This is a genomic window from Paenibacillus sp. P4_A9 (genome assembly GCF_056402415.1).
In genome coordinates this window covers 1-17,650 of the sequence record NZ_JBFUHL010000084.1, presented here as the reverse complement: position 1 = coordinate 17,650, position 17,650 = coordinate 1, and the positions used below count along the sequence as shown (strand labels likewise).

Annotated in this window: 19 protein-coding genes and 1 pseudogene; 12 read left to right on the top strand and 8 right to left on the bottom strand. The window is 46.1% G+C overall.

The annotated features are described in order from the left end of the window. Positions 1-108 precede the first annotated feature (108 nt). On the top strand, positions 109-1,908 hold the full coding sequence (locus tag AC1DVJ_RS27435; RefSeq protein ID WP_477595419.1) for a CBM96 family carbohydrate-binding protein: 1,800 nt from the start codon (positions 109-111) through the stop codon (positions 1,906-1,908). Between the two features lie 123 nt (positions 1,909-2,031). Continuing rightward, the gene (locus tag AC1DVJ_RS27430) at positions 2,032-2,541 is read left to right on the top strand and encodes a hypothetical protein (RefSeq protein ID WP_477595417.1); all 510 of its coding nucleotides are present in this window, start codon (positions 2,032-2,034) and stop codon (positions 2,539-2,541) included. 278 nt (positions 2,542-2,819) lie between these two features. Here AC1DVJ_RS27430 and AC1DVJ_RS27425 read toward each other — a convergent pair whose 3' ends face one another. Beyond that, positions 2,820-3,890: a bifunctional 3-deoxy-7-phosphoheptulonate synthase/chorismate mutase gene (locus AC1DVJ_RS27425; protein WP_477595415.1), complete on the bottom strand. Its 1,071-nt coding sequence runs from the start codon at positions 3,888-3,890 to the stop codon at positions 2,820-2,822. Positions 3,891-4,154: 264 nt separating this feature from the next. Here AC1DVJ_RS27425 and AC1DVJ_RS27420 point away from each other — a divergent pair, with 264 nt between their 5' ends. Next, the gene (locus tag AC1DVJ_RS27420; protein ID WP_477595413.1) at positions 4,155-4,742 is read left to right on the top strand and encodes a hypothetical protein; all 588 of its coding nucleotides are present in this window, start codon (positions 4,155-4,157) and stop codon (positions 4,740-4,742) included. Positions 4,743-4,751: 9 nt separating this feature from the next. Here the strand turns inward: AC1DVJ_RS27420 and AC1DVJ_RS27415 are convergent, their stop codons facing one another. Continuing rightward, complete coding sequence (locus tag AC1DVJ_RS27415) at positions 4,752-5,759, bottom strand: LacI family DNA-binding transcriptional regulator (protein WP_477595411.1); 1,008 nt, start codon at positions 5,757-5,759, stop codon at positions 4,752-4,754. Between the two features lie 129 nt (positions 5,760-5,888). On the opposite strand from AC1DVJ_RS27415, the gene fucU reads away from it, so the two are divergent. From fucU to AC1DVJ_RS27400, 3 genes and pseudogenes are all read left to right on the top strand, one after another. Then, a complete protein-coding gene (gene fucU / locus AC1DVJ_RS27410; protein WP_477595409.1) occupies positions 5,889-6,314 on the top strand; it encodes an L-fucose mutarotase in 426 nt (141 codons plus the stop codon). An 80-nt stretch (positions 6,315-6,394) separates the two neighbouring features. Then, positions 6,395-8,185: an L-fucose isomerase gene (locus AC1DVJ_RS27405; protein WP_477595407.1), complete on the top strand. Its 1,791-nt coding sequence runs from the start codon at positions 6,395-6,397 to the stop codon at positions 8,183-8,185. Positions 8,186-8,207: 22 nt separating this feature from the next. Further along, positions 8,208-8,387 (top strand): annotated as a pseudogene (locus AC1DVJ_RS27400) (class II aldolase/adducin family protein); the annotation flags it as partial. A gap of 65 nt (positions 8,388-8,452) precedes the next feature. Here the strand turns inward: AC1DVJ_RS27400 and AC1DVJ_RS27395 are convergent. Then, a complete protein-coding gene (locus AC1DVJ_RS27395) occupies positions 8,453-9,403 on the bottom strand; it encodes a hypothetical protein (protein WP_477595405.1) in 951 nt (316 codons plus the stop codon). A gap of 144 nt (positions 9,404-9,547) precedes the next feature. Here AC1DVJ_RS27395 and AC1DVJ_RS27390 point away from each other — a divergent pair, with 144 nt between their 5' ends. Further along, a complete protein-coding gene (locus AC1DVJ_RS27390; RefSeq protein ID WP_477595403.1) occupies positions 9,548-10,294 on the top strand; it encodes a hypothetical protein in 747 nt (248 codons plus the stop codon). A 566-nt stretch (positions 10,295-10,860) separates the two neighbouring features. Here the strand turns inward: AC1DVJ_RS27390 and AC1DVJ_RS27385 are convergent. After that, complete coding sequence (locus AC1DVJ_RS27385) at positions 10,861-11,055, bottom strand: hypothetical protein (RefSeq protein WP_477595401.1); 195 nt, start codon at positions 11,053-11,055, stop codon at positions 10,861-10,863. A 213-nt stretch (positions 11,056-11,268) separates the two neighbouring features. Between AC1DVJ_RS27385 and AC1DVJ_RS27380 the strand changes: the two genes are divergently transcribed. The 3 genes from AC1DVJ_RS27380 (at position 11,269) to AC1DVJ_RS27370 (ending at position 13,290) form a co-directional block, all read left to right on the top strand. Continuing rightward, on the top strand, positions 11,269-12,270 hold the full coding sequence (locus AC1DVJ_RS27380; RefSeq protein WP_477595399.1) for an LLM class flavin-dependent oxidoreductase: 1,002 nt from the start codon (positions 11,269-11,271) through the stop codon (positions 12,268-12,270). A gap of 143 nt (positions 12,271-12,413) precedes the next feature. Further along, positions 12,414-12,629: a hypothetical protein gene (locus AC1DVJ_RS27375; protein WP_477595397.1), complete on the top strand. Its 216-nt coding sequence runs from the start codon at positions 12,414-12,416 to the stop codon at positions 12,627-12,629. A 187-nt stretch (positions 12,630-12,816) separates the two neighbouring features. Next, a complete protein-coding gene (locus AC1DVJ_RS27370; protein WP_477595395.1) occupies positions 12,817-13,290 on the top strand; it encodes a GlcG/HbpS family heme-binding protein in 474 nt (157 codons plus the stop codon). A 60-nt stretch (positions 13,291-13,350) separates the two neighbouring features. Here the strand turns inward: AC1DVJ_RS27370 and AC1DVJ_RS27365 are convergent, their stop codons facing one another. The 4 genes from AC1DVJ_RS27365 to kduI are packed head-to-tail and all read right to left on the bottom strand — an operon-like array spanning position 13,351 to position 16,619. After that, on the bottom strand, positions 13,351-14,184 hold the full coding sequence (locus AC1DVJ_RS27365) for a sugar phosphate isomerase/epimerase family protein (RefSeq protein ID WP_477595393.1): 834 nt from the start codon (positions 14,182-14,184) through the stop codon (positions 13,351-13,353). Then, positions 14,185-14,937, bottom strand: a complete 753-nt coding sequence (gene kduD / locus AC1DVJ_RS27360; protein WP_477595391.1) for a 2-dehydro-3-deoxy-D-gluconate 5-dehydrogenase KduD — start codon at positions 14,935-14,937, stop codon at positions 14,185-14,187. A gap of 57 nt (positions 14,938-14,994) precedes the next feature. Beyond that, positions 14,995-15,750: a DeoR/GlpR family DNA-binding transcription regulator gene (locus AC1DVJ_RS27355; RefSeq protein WP_477595389.1), complete on the bottom strand. Its 756-nt coding sequence runs from the start codon at positions 15,748-15,750 to the stop codon at positions 14,995-14,997. Between the two features lie 35 nt (positions 15,751-15,785). After that, on the bottom strand, positions 15,786-16,619 hold the full coding sequence (gene kduI / locus AC1DVJ_RS27350; protein ID WP_477595387.1) for a 5-dehydro-4-deoxy-D-glucuronate isomerase: 834 nt from the start codon (positions 16,617-16,619) through the stop codon (positions 15,786-15,788). 205 nt (positions 16,620-16,824) lie between these two features. On the opposite strand from kduI, the gene AC1DVJ_RS27345 reads away from it, so the two are divergent. Continuing rightward, on the top strand, positions 16,825-16,989 hold the full coding sequence (locus tag AC1DVJ_RS27345; RefSeq protein ID WP_477595385.1) for a hypothetical protein: 165 nt from the start codon (positions 16,825-16,827) through the stop codon (positions 16,987-16,989). A 78-nt stretch (positions 16,990-17,067) separates the two neighbouring features. Further along, positions 17,068-17,650, top strand: a 583-nt coding sequence (locus AC1DVJ_RS27340) for a cupin domain-containing protein (RefSeq protein ID WP_477595383.1), incomplete at its 3' end; no start/stop codon positions are given.

Below are 17,650 nucleotides of genomic sequence, written 5' to 3'. Positions count from 1 at the left end.
CAGCAACACAGTGCAAGTTCTCAACAATAGCGGGAAACAAACGCAACTGATGATCTCTTATAATTCTATTTGTAAGCGCTATCTAATGGAGTCGAAGGAGGAATATTAATGAGTAAGCTTTTCAAGGCATGGGAAGGTAAGATAGGGGTTATTGCCTTATTCTCATCCGTTATGCTGCTTGCAATTCCAGCAGCGGCAGGAGCAGCGACAAGCACACTAAGCCCGTCTGATGATTCCTATGTGCATGAAGGTAACCCCACGAGCAATTACGGAACAGCCACTTCGTTGTATGTGAAAAATGACCCAGGTGCATCTCGGTACACGTATCTCAAATATAGTCTCTCTGGGCTTACGAGTGTAACGAGTGCTAAGCTTCGGATTTATGGCAGCGCATCCGCGTCAACGGTTTTATCTGCGTATCAAACGGCCGACAGCTGGACGCAATCGGCGATTACCTGGGGCACGAAACCAACGGTCGGCAGTTCAGTAGGCAGTGTTGCCATCAATACGACGATGACGTACAACGAGATTGATGTTACAGCTTACGTGACAGCACAAGCAGCAGGAGATGGTGTTGTTTCATTTGCACTTCAAGAAAGTGTGGGTAAGTACACCACGCTGAATAGTAATGAGAATGCCTCGAATAAGCCCCAGCTTGTTGTCGTTAGCGGCGGTGGAACGGGTGGGGATACCCAAGCGCCGACAGCGCCTAGTGGGTTCAACGGCACAGCGGCTTCAAGCAGTCAAATCAATCTCAGCTGGAGTGCATCTACAGATAATGTAGGCGTAACGGGATATGATGTATATCGGAATGGCTCATTCCTCAAGACCGTAACGGGCACTTCCACAAGTGATTCTGGTTTAACAGCGTCTACCTCGTATAGCTACTATGTCAAAGCAAAGGACGCGGCTGGGAATGTTTCGAGTCAAAGCAACACGATCAATGTAACTACCTCTGCGGGAACGCCGCCAACTGGCTGTACGAATGCACTGACAACAACGGCTGCTATTCAAAATGCGATGAAAAATGCGACGGCAGGGTCTGTCATTCTGCTTGCCCCTGGCAATTATGTTGGTGATCGTGTGACTAGTGGTGATCCAGGCGGACAAGGATTATTCTATTCGGATCAAAGCGGAACAGCGTCTAATCCCATTGTTCTGCAGAGCTGTGATRCTGCTAATCCAGCCGTGCTCAAGGGCGTGAATGTGAACGATGGCTCCTATGGTATTCACCTAACGGGCAATTATTGGCAGATCCGTGATGTTGAAATCACGAATGCGCAGAAAGGGATTATCATCGATAACGGCAATAACAATCTGCTGAACAATGTGGAAGTTCATTATGTTGGCGATGAGGGTGTCCATTTCCGGGACGGCAGCTCCTACAATACATTGTCGTACTCGCTTATTTACGATACGGGGTTGTATCAAGCGGGATATGGGGAAGGTGCTTATGTTGGTTCCGATTCCAGCTCTGCTTATGAGCATGTTGTAACAGGGAACGTGATTAGTCATACGAATTTCGATGGCGGAATTACAGCAGAGCATATCGATGTGAAGGAAGGCGCGAGTGGAACGATTATCGAGTACTGCACGTTTAACGGTACGGGTATTAGTGGAGCAAATAGCGCAGACAGTTTCATTGACGTAAAAGGTGTGAATACGATTGTCCGCTATAATCAAGGGTATCGGAATGGCAACTCGAATGTTGTAGATGCCTTCCAAGTGCGTACGCATGGTACAGAATATGCGACAGGCATAAATAATTTTTTTAACAATAATACCGTGAATTTGGATAGCTCGACAGGCTACGTCGTCTATGCAACAAGTGCGGCAACAGGAACCACAGCGGCGAATGATGTACGTACAGGCGGAGGGAATCTGTATAATTCGAATGTGAACGAATAGTGTAGAGGGGAGCCTGAGAGGGCTCCTTTTGCCTTTGAGTCCAAGCTAAATATCGACATTCTGCCTTAAGTATGGGATTATGAGGAGAAGAGTTTGGTAACTATTACGCAGGGAGTGAAAGGCATGTCACGCAAGTGGGAAAGAATGGTAAGTAAGAATGCGAAAAAGGCAAACCTGACCCGCGCCAAGCAAGGGAAGGCGCCGATTTCAACAGATCCGGATCGTCCGGTCGTATTTAAAGGAAGAAGCATCTTGTTGGCCGCGTTTTTCATTGTGGTCTCGCTCTTCTTGTTGTTTACATTGACAAAGACCGAAGGGGACAAGATGTACTGGTATACAACGCTTAGCTATTTGGTTGTGGGGGTACTTATTTATTTTGTGCGGAGACCGTACTTGCGCGTATCCAAAACGAATCTAGCGAAGAGAGGGTTAGCCAGAGAGTTAGTGCTTGTGGCGGAGAATATTAAAGAGATTGTACACGCGCCAGGTCAAATCATCATTGAGCTTACCGGCAAGTCGCCGCGTTGGGTATATAACAAAACGCTGAACCGCTTTGATATCGCGGCTATGGTGATCAAGCTGAAGAAATTCGCCGATCAGAATGGCATTACGTTTGTAGATAAAACGGTATAGATAGAAAGCCTCCAATTCCACTTGCTGTGGTGTTGGGGGCTTTTTTAGATTTTCGCGGGAAGCTGCGTTAGTCCGATTTCTCCGAATTAATATGAGGATTTCTTTATAAAAAAGACCAATAGTCAGATTCTGCCGAACTATCAACCTATTTTCCTTGTGTGAGGGAAGTTTAGGTCGGTTTAGTTGGGCTAATTAGGACTAATTATGAATTAATGAAACGGACAGTGAGATTAATTCGGCAATTTCGGACTAATGGGTACCGTGGAGTAATCCGATTGTCAAAACAAGCCTGAGCTTTGGATCGTCGCATAGAATTGGTTGAACTCCTCAATCGTCAGTTGCTGCTGTGCATCAGAAAGGGCAGTGGCTGGATTCGGGTGGACCTCGACCATAATCCCATCCGCTCCTGCGGCCAAGGCGGCCTTGGCGCAAGGTGCGAAAATATCCTTGCGACCCGTCGAATGGGTCACATCGACAAGAACAGGCAAGTGACTCTCTTGCTTCAGTATCGGAACAGCGGAGATATCGAGCGTGTTTCGCGTGGCTCGCTCATAGGTTCGGATGCCGCGTTCAATCAGCATAACCTGTGTATTACCGCGAGATAGGATGTACTCGGCAGCGTGCAGGAACTCATCGAGCGTAGCGGATAAGCCGCGCTTCAATAGGATCGGAATACGAACCTCGCCCGCCGCTTTAAGCAGTTCGAAATTGTGCATGTTTCTTGCGCCAATTTGGATCACGTCGATGTATTGACCTGCAATTTCAATATGTGCGGGATCCACGATTTCGCTGATCGTCTGAAGTCCGAACTCATCGGCAACTTCTTTGAGGATTTGTAATCCTTCTAAGCCTAGTCCTTGGAAATCATAAGGAGATGTTCGAGGCTTGAAGGCGCCGCCGCGCAGCACAGTCACGCCAGCACTTTTTAAAGCGGCAGCCACCATGCGCACTTGCTCGTAGCTCTCGACAGAGCAGGGACCTGCGATCATGATTGGTTTACCGCCGCCGATGGCTGCAGAGCCTAGTTGGATGATGGTATCTTCTTGCTGTCTCTTACGACTAACAAGCAGCTGTTTCTTATGATCCGTCTGTTGTAAAGTAAGCGAGGCTTGGAAAATTTGTTTGAAAAGGTGGCGAATGGTATCGTCTTCAAATGGGCCAGTATTCCTTTCGACCAATGACTCCAGCATTCTTTTCTCGCGAAGCGGGTCGAATTTCGGTACGCCTTGTTTCTCTTTCTCCAACCCGATTTCTTGGGTAATCTGTGCTCTTTCGGAGAGCAACGTCAAGAGACCATGGTTAATTTCATCGATTCGATCCCTTAACGCATCTAACCTTGTGTTCTCCATCTCTATTCACCTTTTCATAATTAGTAGATAAAACAGCAAAAAGTCCCCAGTCGCAAGGGACGAGGAGTCATGGTACCACCCTTATTAGAAGCAATCATTCCCGAGGGGAAGATCAGCTTTTCAATTTCGCTTAACCAATATATGCGGCAAGAGGAGAATCTGCTTCTGAATATCCATCTTTTTTTGCAGGGAGACAGTGTTGTAGTCATTTTTCTGCTAGATTCGGAATAGTAGTTTAGGAGGGAGAAGAAGGGGGAATACGCGATGCTCACATTAAAATCATGGACGGGCTTATTTCAGAGGGGGGCAACGGATATCTACCATACGGTTAAAGTTCGTGCACCACGTGACTATTTTAACCGAGCAGATGCTTTCTTGGAGGATATTGTGTACACATCGCAAGAAGAGCTTACCGGGGTCAACAAAACCTTTCTTGTTAAATTATTATTTGATAATTTTATGGATCACGTCCGCAAAGGTAAGGATCTATATACATACATTTTGCAGCTTCGGAGTAAATTTGGGGGCATAGTTGCAAGTGCGAACACGAATGAACGTCCTGCTACTGGAAGTGTACCTGGCTTTCAATGGGGGTTATCCTTTCAGGAGGGGCAGGCAGAGAGGGCTGCCTTTCTAACCCTTAACGTCAGATTACACCCAGCCGAGGTTAATCGGATGCGTGTATTTTTCGATGATATGAATTGGAAGCATCATCACCCTCTGAATATGGAGATGAACGAGCTTTTATCGCTGCTTTTTATTGAATTTATAACAGAACTTCGGAATGGGTTGACGGAGGAGACGAAGGAAGAGATCATTGCGGCTATTGTTCATAAATGGGAAGAACAATAGCCTGCTTGTTCATGATTTTGGCTGTGTCGACGAACGCACGATGAGTTCAGAGGGGAGCATGATCCTGCGAGACTCATTGCTAGTTTCACCTTCTATGCGTTCTATCAGGAGTTGCATCCCAAGCTGGCCAAATTGATAGGCGGGTTGGGAGGCCACAGTGAGGAATGGATTGATCGCACCTGCAGGTCCGAAGTCGTCGAAGCAGACGACAGACATGTCTACGGGCACTTGTAAGCCGCGTTGGCGCAGAGATTGGATAACGCCGACGGCCAGCATATTATTGGCTGCAAAAATAGCGGTAGGCGGCTCATCCAAGTGGAGCAGCTCATCAAGGGCAGAATCATCGTGGAAATCACGATAACCCAGATGTACAACGAGTGAATCATCGAGGGCAAGGCCATTAAGACGAAGCGCCTCATAATAACCTGTATATCGCAGACGAGCCGTTGAAACGTCCTGCGTACCGTTGACTAAAGCAATGCGCTGATGCCCTAGTGCAATCAAATGCTCCACTAGATTGCGAGCGCCTTCCTTACTATCACCAAGGACGACATCCGCATCAATCCCAGGAATTTCACGATCCAAGACAACGAAGGGAATCTGATGCTTCTGCAACTGCTGCAGGTTTTCGAGGGAATGATCCCCAGCAGGTGCGAACAATACGCCATCCACACGCGTAGAGAGAATCATATCGACGTAATCCTTTTCTTTCGCGTAGTCCTCATCACTATTGGCAAAAAGCAAGCGATAGCCCGCTTTCTTCGCTGCATCCTCTGCACCTCGGGCTAATGTTGTATAGAACGGATTCGTAATATCCGTAATGAGTAAGGAAATGAGATTCGTCTTCTKGGAGACTAAACTGCGTGMTAGTGCATTCGGAATGTAGTGGAGCTCTTCCATGACTTTCCGTACACGTTTGCGCGTCTCTTCGCTGATACGGCCCGTATTATTGATCACTCGGGAAACGGTCATAGCGGAAACACCGGCCTTTTCGGCGATGTCATAGATTGTAATCACTTGTTAATCTCCTTTATCAGCCAGATATCGTCTATTTTGTATTGTATAGAAATAAAGGATTGACAGCAAGACATAAAATTGTTAATTTTGAGTTATCGGTAACACTAACTAAAGTAGGAGATGTTGATGATGTTAAAAGGGATACCTTCGATCCTTTCGCCCGAGCTTCTCAAAGTGTTGATGGAGATGGGACATGGGGATGAAATCATACTGGCAGATGGAAATTTCCCGGCAGCCAGTCATACCAACCGTCTATTACGTTGTGATGGTCATGGCGTACCGGAATTGTTGAAAGCGGTATTATCCCTGTATCCACTTGATACATACAGCGATCAATCGGTTGCGCTCATGGCTGTCGTTCCTGGTGATCCTGTTGAAACACCGATCTGGGGAGAGTATGAGGGGATCATTCGAGAACATGCCACACCAGCCATCGAGTATGTGGAACGATTCGCTTTTTATGAGCGAGCAAAGAAAGCGTATGCCATTGTTGCGACTAGTGAAAAGGCGCTGTATGCCAATATTATTTTAAGAAAAGGCGTAATTAGTGAGTAATTGAATTATCGATAACTCTAATAAAAGTGTACAAGTAAGTGGATAGTTGAGCGTTTACATAATGAGGAGGTTGAATGATTATGACAAACAGTGATTTCAGATGGAAGCAAGAGTTCCCGAAAATTGGTATTCGCCCTACGATTGATGGAAGAAGAAAAGGCATTCGTGAGTCACTTGAAGAGCTAACGATGAATATGGCGAAAGGCGTTGCAGCTTTGCTAAGTGAAACGTTGAAATACCCGAACGGTCAGCCAGTTGAATGTGTCATTGCTGATACTTGTATTGGAGGCGTAGCCGAAGCAGCCGCCTGTGCAGATAAGTTTACAAAAGCTGGCGTAGGTCTTTCGATCACTGTAACACCTTGCTGGTGCTATGGCACAGAAACGATGGATATGGATCCTTCTACACCGAAAGCCATTTGGGGCTTTAATGGAACTGAGCGTCCAGGTGCTGTTTATTTGGCAGCAGTTCTATCTGGCCATGCACAAAAAGGAATACCGGCCTTCGGTATTTATGGCAAAGATGTGCAGGATGCCGGAACAACAACGATTCCACAAGATGTTCATGAGAAGTTGATCCGTTTTGCGAAGGCTGGTTTAGCTGCCGCTTATATGAAGGGCAAATCGTACCTCGCCATTGGATCCGTTTCTATGGGAATCGCGGGTTCGATCGTGAATGAGGACCTGTTCCAGAACTATTTGGGCATGCGTAATGATTATGTCGATATGTCCGAATTAGTGCGTCGGATTAATGAAGAAATTTTTGATCCAGAAGAATATCAATTGGCATTGAACTGGGTGAAGGAGAACTGCGTAGAAGGTCCCGATAAGAATCCAGTCGCGATTCAAACGAGCCGTGAGAAGAAAGATAAGGACTGGGAAACGGTTGTTAAAATGACAATGATCGTGCGCGATCTGATGGTCGGCAATCCTCGCCTTGCAGATATTGATTTCGGCGAAGAGGCACTGGGCCATAATGCGATCCTTTCCGGCTTCCAAGGACAACGTCATTGGACAGATCATTTCCCGAACGGCGACTTCATGGAAGCTATGCTGAATACGTCATTTGACTGGAACGGCAAGCGTGCTCCTTACCTTGTAGCGACAGAGAACGATAGTTTGAATGGTGTAGTCATGATGTTCGGGAACCTATTGACGAATACAGCGCAAATTTTCGCAGATGTAAGAACCTACTGGAGCCCAGATTCGGTGAAACGTGTAACGGGTCATACCCTTACAGGTGCAGCCAAAGACGGTATTCTACATTTAATAAACTCAGGTCCCGCTACATTGGATGGAACAGGTCAGCAGTCGCGTGACGGTAAACCAGTTATGAAACCTTTCTGGGAAATCACAGATCAAGAAGTAACGGACTGCTTAGCTGCGACGTCATGGCGTCCAGCAACTGTTGAGTATTTCCGCGGGGGCGGCTATTCCTCAGATTTCCTAACCAAAGGCGGTATGCCGGTTACGATGTCACGGATTAATCTAGTGAAAGGTCTAGGTCCTGTACTGCAAATAGCAGAAGGCTATTCCGTCGACCTTCCTGAAGATGTACATCAGACCTTAGATGATCGTACAGATTCGACGTGGCCGACGACTTGGTTTGCGCCAATTTTGACAGGTGAAGGATCGTTTACTGATGTGTACACGGTTATGGACAACTGGGGATCCAACCACGGTTCCATCTCTTACGGCCATATTGGGGCAGATTTAATCACACTTGCTGCTATTCTACGTATCCCTGTGTCGATGCATAACGTAGCCAAAGAGCAGGTTTTCCGTCCGCGCGTTTGGAGCAGCTTCGGAACATCTGATCCTGAAGGCGCCGATTTCAGAGCGTGTGGCAGCTTCGGACCACTATATAAGTAAGCAGTTGCGGAGGTGAACCCGCACAGGCAAAAACCTGCGCGAAGCATACTACCGCACCGAAGTCATGGAAGAAAGCGCGAAAATTTACTTGATCGCGAAAGCTGTAGGTACGCCACGCAGACTGACCGAGGAAGAGTACAAAGAAATTCAAGGCTTGGAAAGCGAAGCCTATCGTGTGAACTTGCTGCAGCAGATGAAATAGATGACTGCTATACAGGAACACCCACTCTCAGTTAATTTATTGAGAGTGGGTGTTTGTTGTAATTTTCAACTGTCCAACTTAGATTCCTCGATCCAATTGATCCGTTTGGTCATCATGCCAGTAAGAGCTGTTTCTGCTGCCGAATATTCGGATAACAATTGATTAACGACTGGGCGAATTTTATTCATTGCTGAAAGCGTTTGGCTATGAGAGTTAGTAATTCGTCCTTGAACGATCCAATCTGCGATAAGTCCATCAAACCAATAGTCAGCCATTTTCAACGTGTTGCTGATATCAATCTGAATGTGAAAGCTTCGATTCAAGTCCGTTAGTTCGTCATGGAAATTCAGGATCTGGTGATTAGCATGATGAATAAATCGTTTGGCATCATCAACATGACCATGCTTTGCATGGGTGCTGATCAAGCCGCCGCCGCCCCATAAGTCCCAATTACCCCAATTTTCGGCTCTCTCCAAGCTGTTGGAAGCATCTGCTAATGAAGCCATAACATGCTTTCCGGCGGTTAACGCTTCATGAAGTTCTTTCACCAACAGCTTCTGATCGTCGATGCTATCGTCCATTATTTCTAACTCTTTTGATAATAAAGGTACATTTGATAGTGCAGATTCTTTGGTAGCCATAAGCCTCTTATAGTCGTTTTCAGCGTGTTGATAGTTAGCTAGGTCATCACCTACTTGGATCAAAGCTTTCTGTGTGTTCTGAAGCTCCTGCTTCGCAGCTTCTAATTGAAGAGCAGCAGTTAGAGCTTGTTGGCGTTCCATTTCGAGTTGTTCGGATTTACTGCGAAGAATCGTGTGGAAAAGATTCGCAAGTGACAATCGAGTTAAATTGTCGACATCAGCCTGCTCAGACTCAAGCTGTAATTCTAACCGAATGATGAGACGTTCCTGGTCGTTTACTCGGTTCAGAAGTTCTTTTCTTTTACGTTCTGCTTTGTGCAGCCGAAACATCCGTTCTTTCGCTTCGCTCAACTGAAGGTTCAAATTATCGGGCATCGTAATTCCTCATTTCCCAGCATTTGTTAGAATGATTACTTTTTTCATTACGTTGCTATACGTTCGAGGTTTCAGATATCAGTCAAATTTAGAAATAGGTTTATTTTGCTAAGTGTGAAGTAATTTGGTATCTTGGAGATAAGAATGATTTTACGCGTAAAGCATACGCCGCTAGCTCCTTTTTGGAGTTGGCGGCGTTTTATTTTTTCGGAGGTGGTCGCAGTGTTTGAGAAGGAGTATGAATTTTTTTTGGAAGAGCAAGTTAGGAATGCAAAAGGTCAGAGGCTGGAGATGCTGCAGAGGGACCTGACAGGAACGAAGAAACTTTTGGAAGAGGTACTGCTGCCTGTTGTGGGATCGTTTGAGGGATTGGTGCTTGAATATGAAATGACGAGCTTGTCAGGTGTGAAGATATATGGAGACGTATTTCACACCAATTTGCGAACGGTGTTTGAGGAGGACAACTTCGTCACCCACGCGGAGAAAATCACGCGAGACCGTTTCTCATTCGAGAGGGCGAGTGCACGTTCAGTTGCGATACTTGGATATACTTATTTTCCATACAGCCGAGATGAACTAGAAAAAAAGCCGAGTTTCTGTCAAAGAAACCTGTACGAATTGATCGGCCGAATCGGTAATGCGGAGGGTGTTGGGTTGCTCCAGTTGCCTGTGTACGAACGGGAAGTTTTGAGGTTCTCGTTGCTTGCAAATAAACCTTTTAGGTTGACGGACGTATGTATGTGGCTTCAGCTTAAAAGTGAGACTTGCAGAAAAGTTTTGCGAGATTTAGAAACAAAAGGTTTGGTTTATCCAATTGGTAGAGGAATGATTAGAAGTCATAAATTCATGATTACTGAAAAAGCTATGGGTCTCTTGCATCGTAACAAGTAGTGTAAGTCGAAAAAATCGAGTTACGTATGGCGAGAATGGCAATAGGAGTAGTGTAAGTCGAAAAAATCGAGTTACGTATGGCGAGAATGGCAATAGGAGTAGTGTAAGTCGAAAAAATCGAGTTACACGTGGCTACCAAGGCAATAGGAGTAGTTTAAATCGAAAAAATCGAGCTACGCGTGGCGACCATGGCAATGGGAGTAGTGCAACTCGAAAAAATCGACTTAGTCGTGTGCGACGCATCCCCAACCACACATCCCCCACAATAAACGTAATAAAACACATATTCAGGCTGATTATTGTACAATAAAATGGAGCTATGGCAAGTAAACGAACGAGGTGGCAGTAATGGTTAATATTTTAGTTGTAGATGACGAGCCGATGATTTGTAAGGGGGTTGCGACGATTTTGAAGCAGTCGAAGTTGGACATTAACGAAGTCTTCAAGCATGTCATTTTGTAGCAGACGTAGAGAAAGCAGATAAACAGTGAAAAGCCCGCTCTTGTGGTGATAGACCACTTGGCGGGCTTTTTCATATATCCACAACCGTGGAAAGGGTGAGCTATTTAGTTTTGGGGAATGGGTGACAGATCTTCAGATGAATCAGAGTTTTCCGTTACATCAATGTAATGATCGATTGAATCAAGCACCTGACTAAGCGGCGTTTGAGCAAATATAATGCGATCCGCATGAATGGCGTTATAGGTACTTTCATCTTTGTTAATTTTGAATCCTCTATAATTCTCGTAAATGGTTTTCATATCAAATCTCTCCCTCACTAGGATGTATATAATAAAATATCATCTAATGGATAAGTTTGGTAGAGGTGTAAATTAAGAGATTCTGTCAGATTATGAGTGATTCAGTGATTTTTTTATTAAATCGCATGGTTTGGAGACGATAGTAGTGGAATGAGCTATGATTTTTGCTATTCTGTTCTTTTTTGTGTTACAGTTAAGGGGAGGTGATTCCATGTGTTAAAATTAAGTATTTTGGATCAATCGCAAATTGGTGAAGGCCGTAATGCGGCACAGACATTGGCTGAGACAACCGAGCTTGCGCAAGAAGCTGACCGCATTGGTTACAGCCGCTTCTGGGTGTCGGAGCATCATGCCTCACAAGCGTTAGCACACTCGAGTCCTGAGGTTCTGATTGCTCATTTGGCTGCCAAAACGGAGCGCATCCGACTGGGCTCTGGCGGCATCATGATGCCTCACTATAGCGCATACAAAGTAGCAGAAAACTTCCGCTTGCTGGAGGCACTTCATCCAGGACGCATCGATGTGGGGCTTGGCCGTGCACCTGGGGGCATGCCGATATCCACGCGTGCGCTGCAAGAGGGTAAATATACAGGCGTTGACCAATACCCGCAGCAAATAGCTGATTTGACGGGATATTTATATGATTCTTTGCCAGCTAATCATCGGTTTGCAGCGCTGCATGCATCTCCGATCATTGCGACGGCACCAGAAATTTGGCTGCTCGGTTCTTCCTATGACAGCGCAAGAATTGCAGCTGATCAAGGGGCTGCTTTCGGCTTTGCACAATTTTTTGGGAACGCGGATTGTGAACAGGCATTGCGAATTTATCGCGAGCATTTCACTCCGTCCATCTTGAATGAGAAGCCACACTCGCTTGCCGCGGTGCTGGTCATCTGCGCCGACACAGAGGAAGAAGCGAATCAACTGGCGCTGAGCACGGACTTATTTTTCTTGTCATTAGGTCGAGGGATGCTGCTGCCGTCGTTCCCTTCGGTGAATACTGCGCTTAATTATCCGTATACGGAGAATGACTATGCGACGATTCGAGGCGCTCGTCACAAGCGCATTGTCGGCACGCCGAAGCAAGTGAAAGAAGAGATCTTGAAGCTGAATGAGGCTTATCAAGCCGATGAGATTATGGTTGTTTCGCCGATTCATAACATCGAGGCGCGATTGCACTCGTATCGATTGCTTGCGAAGGCTTTTGAGCTGTAAAATTTGCCGAGAGCGTCGCTGAAAGTACTCAATGCTGGGAAAGCCGGTGGAGAGAGGCATTCATCCATCACATGTGTGAAACCTGCATTTGCGTTTTTTGGCGACTGCCATTACACTTAAACAAAAAACGGTGGAGTGGTGTCATGAGCAAGAATCGCGTATGGAACAAGGGAAAACGAAATGGTGGAGGCGGGCCTGCACCTGGTACAAGTTACAAAGAGAAGCTTGCAGCGGAGCAGCCGTTTAAAACGGAAGTCATTGATCTTGCTAATCCCATCAATCAGGTGAAGCGCATGAGCCGTGAGAATTGGGTGGAGCGCCCTACAAGACCGGCACGTGAACAGCAGCCAAATAAGTAACTCAGCAAGTAAGGCCTAAAGTCTAATTTGTCCATTCTGAAGTGGACGAGTTAGGCTTTTTTTGGATGCGATAGACTGGTATCGTAACGACTTTTTTCGCAAGCATCCCCATATAATTGGAAAATGTGCCGAGAGTAGGTTGGGATGTACCAATCGGATAGAGATTCGACTAAGGAGGCCCTTCATCATGAGATCCGTATTGAAGTTAGAAATCGAGGAAGCGAAGGTGATGATTGCTGCTGGTATTCAAGCTGCGGAGGAAGCTCAGGCAGCAGAAACGATTTGTATCGTTGACGAAGGCGGTTATCTGTTAGCGCTAGAACGAATGAATGGGGCCCGCAATACGAGTCCTGAGCTTGCGATGGCGAAGGCTTTTACGGCTAGCGGGCACAGACGGTCGACGCACCTGTTCAATCAGCCTGGCGGACCGGCGGCGATCAACGGTGAAGCCTTTGGCATTCATGCGATGATGCCAGGGAAGTTTGCGATTTTCGTAGGCGGATTTCCTATCGTGGTGAACGGTCAAGTCATTGGCGGGGTAGGCGTCAGCGGAGGGGCCGGCGATGATGATATCGCAGTAGGTGTAGCGACATTAAAGGCGCTTCAGCTTCACCTCGGCGACCAATACGATGTGCTTACTGATGCGGATATTAAAAAATGAGAAAACCCCGATGCCTCTCAATAGAGAAATCGGGGTTCTTTTTCATCGGCCTATATGAGCTTACAACAGGCTTCTCACATACTTAAATGCTTCTTCAATCGTATGATCTTGGAGACGCTCCAACGAAATGTCGACGCCAGGCTTATGTGAGTGAAGCTTTGCTAAGAAGGAGGCAGTCTCGAATATTCCTTTACCGGACGGAATTTCATTCTTTTGACCATTTTTCACTACATAGTCCTTCAAATGAGTCAGCACAATACGGCTGCCAAAAGTTGCGAATGCATGATCCAAGAAAGCTTCCTGATCTTGCGGCTCAACCACAGTTGGAGGAAGAAGATTAACCGGATCGAAAACAACACCCAACGTGCTGGAAGGCACTTCTTCCAGGATTCGCGCCATTTTCTCAGTACTGGATAACGTATGCGTGACAACTGGCTCTAATCCGATATGAACGCCCCAACGCTCGGCTTCTTCAGCTAATTCCTCAACCGTCTGCCGAAGGATGTTCCAGCCAATAGCCTCGTAGCCTTCAGCATCTTGTGAAAGATACGTTGTCAGATCACCCGTTTCGGTCGCGACAATAGACGTACCGAAGTCTCTCGCATAGCGCAAATGCTCTTTAAATCTATCGATTTCATAGCGTCGCTGCTGTGGATCGGGATGAACGGGGTTGATGTAGCAACCGAGCACGCCAATCCTTACACCTGCGCGATGGAACTGCTCGCCAATATGATTGGCGAGTGCAGGGCTTAGTTTCCCAAGGGATAAATCATAATCGCTGATCGCTTTACTAAGTGCAAGCTGGACGAAATCGATGTCACGACCGCTTAGCTTGGCAGTCAGTTCCTTTAATGGCAAATGTCCGACCGTATGAGCGAGCGTCCCGATACCCATCTATCTCGCCATCCATCCGCCGTCCACGCAAAGCACGTGTCCGTTCATATAGTCGGAAGCGTTAGAAGATAAGAACACAACAGGGCCTTTAAGATCCTCTGGTGAACCCCAACGACCTGCTGGAATACGCTCGGTGATGGAAGCTGTACGTTTCTCATCCTTAAGAATTGGAGCCGTGTTATTCGTCGTCATATAACCTGGGGCAATGGCATTGATTTGAATGCCTTTTCCAGCCCACTCGTTTGCTAATGCTTTCGTCACACCTGCAATGGCATGCTTACTCGCTGTGTAACCTGGCACATTAATCCCGCCTTGATATGTCAGCATGGAGGCAATATTCACGATTTTACCGCTGCCGCGTTCGATCATATGACGACCAATTAGCTGGCAAAGGAAGAAAGCTGAGTTTAGGTTCAGGTCAATAACGTCATGCCAATCTTGACGTGCGTGATCAACCGCTGGTGTACGGCGGATGATACCCGCGTTATTTACCAGAATATCGATGCTGCCGTAAATGCCAATCGCTCTAGCAACGACATCCTCCAGGATATCTTCATTGCTAAGATCTGCAGCGATAAGCTCAGCTTTGCCGCCTAATGCACGGATAGCTTCAACGGTTTGTACGCTTTCAGATGAGGATACCGCAACCACGTTCGCACCGGCTTCTGCAAGTCCGATCGCCATGGCTTGGCCTAGGCCGCCTGAAGCACCCGTAACGAATGCTGTTTTTCCGGAAAGATTAAAAAGTGTCATAACGTACTCCTTTTCAAAAAAACGATTATTGGTTTCACTGTTTGTCTGTTTTTCAACTTAATGCGTTTCAATCTTAATCCCGGTTTCACGGAACTGTTGAGCCGTTTCCGCAGTTAACCCGCTATCGGTTAAAATCATGGCCACCTCGGATAAGGAAGCGAAGGTTCGCAACGCACATTGTCCGAATTTGAAGTGATCGATAACCCCATAAACGGTTGCGCTAGCGTCTATTAATGCCCGCTTATACTCAACAAGATCATTCGTATAAATCGTAAAGCCATGCTGCAAATGTACACCAGTAGCAGAAATGAATGATTTCTGAATGTTGAGGCCTCTGACATACTCTACTGCTTCTGGGCCTGCAAGCATGTTACGCAAGCGATAGCCGCCAGGAACGACAAGCCGAATTTCATCCTTATGGACAAGCTCCGAGATGATGTAGAGATCGTTAGTTACAACTGTAAGCGGCTGATTATCCAGCCGCCTAGCGATTTCAAGCGTTGTAGAGCCGCCATCCAGCGCGATGATATCGCGAGGCTGGATATATCGGAGTGCGAGGGACGCAATCTCCGATTTTTTATCTGCGTGCTTAATATTCGGTTCTTTGGAGGAAAGAATTCCTAACTGATCACTTTGAGCTAGCATAGCACCGCCATGAATGCGGATAAGCAGCCCTTTTTCCTCCAGCCTGGCTAAATCCTCGCGAATGGTTTTCCCTGTTACTTCCAGTCGCTCGCTCAGCTCGTTAACGGTTACTTCTTTCTGAGCGAGTAAAACTTCCATAATCGTTTCATATCTACGTAGAGGATTCACCCTAGTTTCATCCGTTCTATAAATGGGATTACCGATTATTTTAAATCCTGCATAGCCACGGCATCCATATCGTTGAACATTTGATTTTCGCCAGCCATGCCCCAAATGAATGTATAGTTGTTCGTGCCAACACCGCTGTGAATGGACCAGCTTGGTGAAATAACTGCTTGCTCATTACGCATAACTACGTGACGAGTTTGTTGCGGCTCACCCATCATGTGGAAGACAACAGCATCTTCTGGCATATCAAAATAGAAGTAAACCTCAGAACGACGGTTGTGCGTATGTGTTGGCATCGTGTTCCACATGTTGCCTGGTTTCAAAAGTGTCATACCCATGACGAGTTGACAGCTTTGAATGCCATCTAAGTGGATGTATTTATAAATCGTACGCTCATTGGATGTGTTGATGCTGCCTAGGTGTGTAGGCGTCGCTTCGCTAATCGCAACTTTTACCGTTGGGTACGTTGTGTGAGCTGGTGTGGAGTTGAAATAGAACTTAGCTGGGTTTGCTGCATCATCGCTTGCGAATGAAATTTCTTTGGAGCCAAGACCGACGTAGATGCAGTCTTTGGAATCCATCGTGTACACAGTGCCATCGACAGTGATTGTACCTCTTGCTCCAACATTGATGATGCCGATTTCACGACGCTCTAAGAAGTAGTCAGCAGCCATTTCTTTGCGGTCTGCWTGTAATTGAAGTGTTTCTGTCGTTGGCAAAACGCCACCAATAATGAAACGGTCAACGTGTGAGTAAACTAAAGTTACTTGATTCTCAGTGAATAAGGACTGAATTTGAAACTCAGCTTGTAGGCGTTCAGTGTCAAATTGTTTTACTTCATTCGGGTGTGAGGCATAGCGGATATCCATGGTTTAATTTCTCCTTAGAATTGGTTTATTTGTGTTGATATACGTTCATATAGGTTTAATTTACTTCATATCAACGATTTAGGCAAGGAGTTCTTGTGTGCTTTTCAGGAAATTTGGGAAGTTGTGAATAAAGTAAGCAGAATGTGTACAAAACAAGCAAACGGACGAATTTTTTAGGAAGTTAAGAACGAGGAGGTACATTTAAATGGACAAAAGTCACTATTTTGATCGAGTATGCAATGATACAATTCCAACCCAACCAGATGAGGAAGATACAACACCAACGGATATGCTAAGTGATGCTATTGCAGAAATTATGGATAATTTAAGCCATCCATTTTCGGATGATGATGTCACGGATCGAGACTAAAGTAGTAAACTAATCCCTACACCTAGTCCCTTCTTATGGAAGGGATTTTCTTTTTGACGACTGGGGAGTACAATGACCATGAGAACGGATGGAAAGGAGCTCCTGATGCCACACACGACAAATCTGTTTCCAACTTTATTGACGGAGCACCCCTGCCAACCGCAGGTGGTTGCTTATTATTTTAAACAATGGCAAGGCTTTCATATGCCCTTTCACCGTCATGATGCGATAGAGATCATGTATACGATACAAGGCTTTTGCGAAGTAGAGATCCAGCTTTCTCCCACGCGATCCGAAAAGGTGAGATTGAAAAAAGGGGAGTTTATCCTGCTGGATGCGAATATTGYCCACCGTCTTATCGTTGAGGACGATGAGCCGTGTCGCATGCTTAATGTGGAATTTCGCTTCACTGCGCATCAGGGTGTGATGCCCTCGATCCAGCAGCTTGCCGCGGAAGAGAAGCAACTTTCCTCCTTATTGGAGGTCCAGACTGCTTACTTAGTGCTGCGTGATCCAGACGAAGTCTATCATGTGATGAAAAGCCTCGTGCTAGAGTTGGATAAGTCTGCTGACAAAAGTGAGACGATGATTCAATTGCTGATTGCCCAGCTGCTAATCCGAATTGCTCGTTTACGCCGTGATACCGTAAGCAGTAGTAGGG

Excerpts from the sequence above, each read along its gene's own strand:
- AC1DVJ_RS27430 (WP_477595417.1), top strand. The coding sequence starts at position 2,032 with ATGTCACGCAAGTGGGAAAGAATGGTAAGTAAGAATGCGAAAAAGGCA.
- AC1DVJ_RS27425 (WP_477595415.1), bottom strand. The coding sequence starts at position 3,890 with ATGGAGAACACAAGGTTAGATGCGTTAAGGGATCGAATCGATGAAATT.
- AC1DVJ_RS27420 (WP_477595413.1), top strand. The coding sequence starts at position 4,155 with ATGCTCACATTAAAATCATGGACGGGCTTATTTCAGAGGGGGGCAACG.
- fucU (WP_477595409.1), top strand. The coding sequence starts at position 5,889 with ATGTTAAAAGGGATACCTTCGATCCTTTCGCCCGAGCTTCTCAAAGTG.
- AC1DVJ_RS27405 (WP_477595407.1), top strand. The coding sequence starts at position 6,395 with ATGACAAACAGTGATTTCAGATGGAAGCAAGAGTTCCCGAAAATTGGT.
- AC1DVJ_RS27395 (WP_477595405.1), bottom strand. The coding sequence starts at position 9,403 with ATGCCCGATAATTTGAACCTTCAGTTGAGCGAAGCGAAAGAACGGATG.
- AC1DVJ_RS27390 (WP_477595403.1), top strand. The coding sequence starts at position 9,548 with ATGATTTTACGCGTAAAGCATACGCCGCTAGCTCCTTTTTGGAGTTGG.
- AC1DVJ_RS27385 (WP_477595401.1), bottom strand. The coding sequence starts at position 11,055 with ATGAAAACCATTTACGAGAATTATAGAGGATTCAAAATTAACAAAGAT.
- AC1DVJ_RS27375 (WP_477595397.1), top strand. The coding sequence starts at position 12,414 with ATGAGCAAGAATCGCGTATGGAACAAGGGAAAACGAAATGGTGGAGGC.
- AC1DVJ_RS27370 (WP_477595395.1), top strand. The coding sequence starts at position 12,817 with ATGAGATCCGTATTGAAGTTAGAAATCGAGGAAGCGAAGGTGATGATT.
- AC1DVJ_RS27365 (WP_477595393.1), bottom strand. The coding sequence starts at position 14,184 with ATGGGTATCGGGACGCTCGCTCATACGGTCGGACATTTGCCATTAAAG.
- kduD (WP_477595391.1), bottom strand. The coding sequence starts at position 14,937 with ATGACACTTTTTAATCTTTCCGGAAAAACAGCATTCGTTACGGGTGCT.
- AC1DVJ_RS27345 (WP_477595385.1), top strand. The coding sequence starts at position 16,825 with ATGGACAAAAGTCACTATTTTGATCGAGTATGCAATGATACAATTCCA.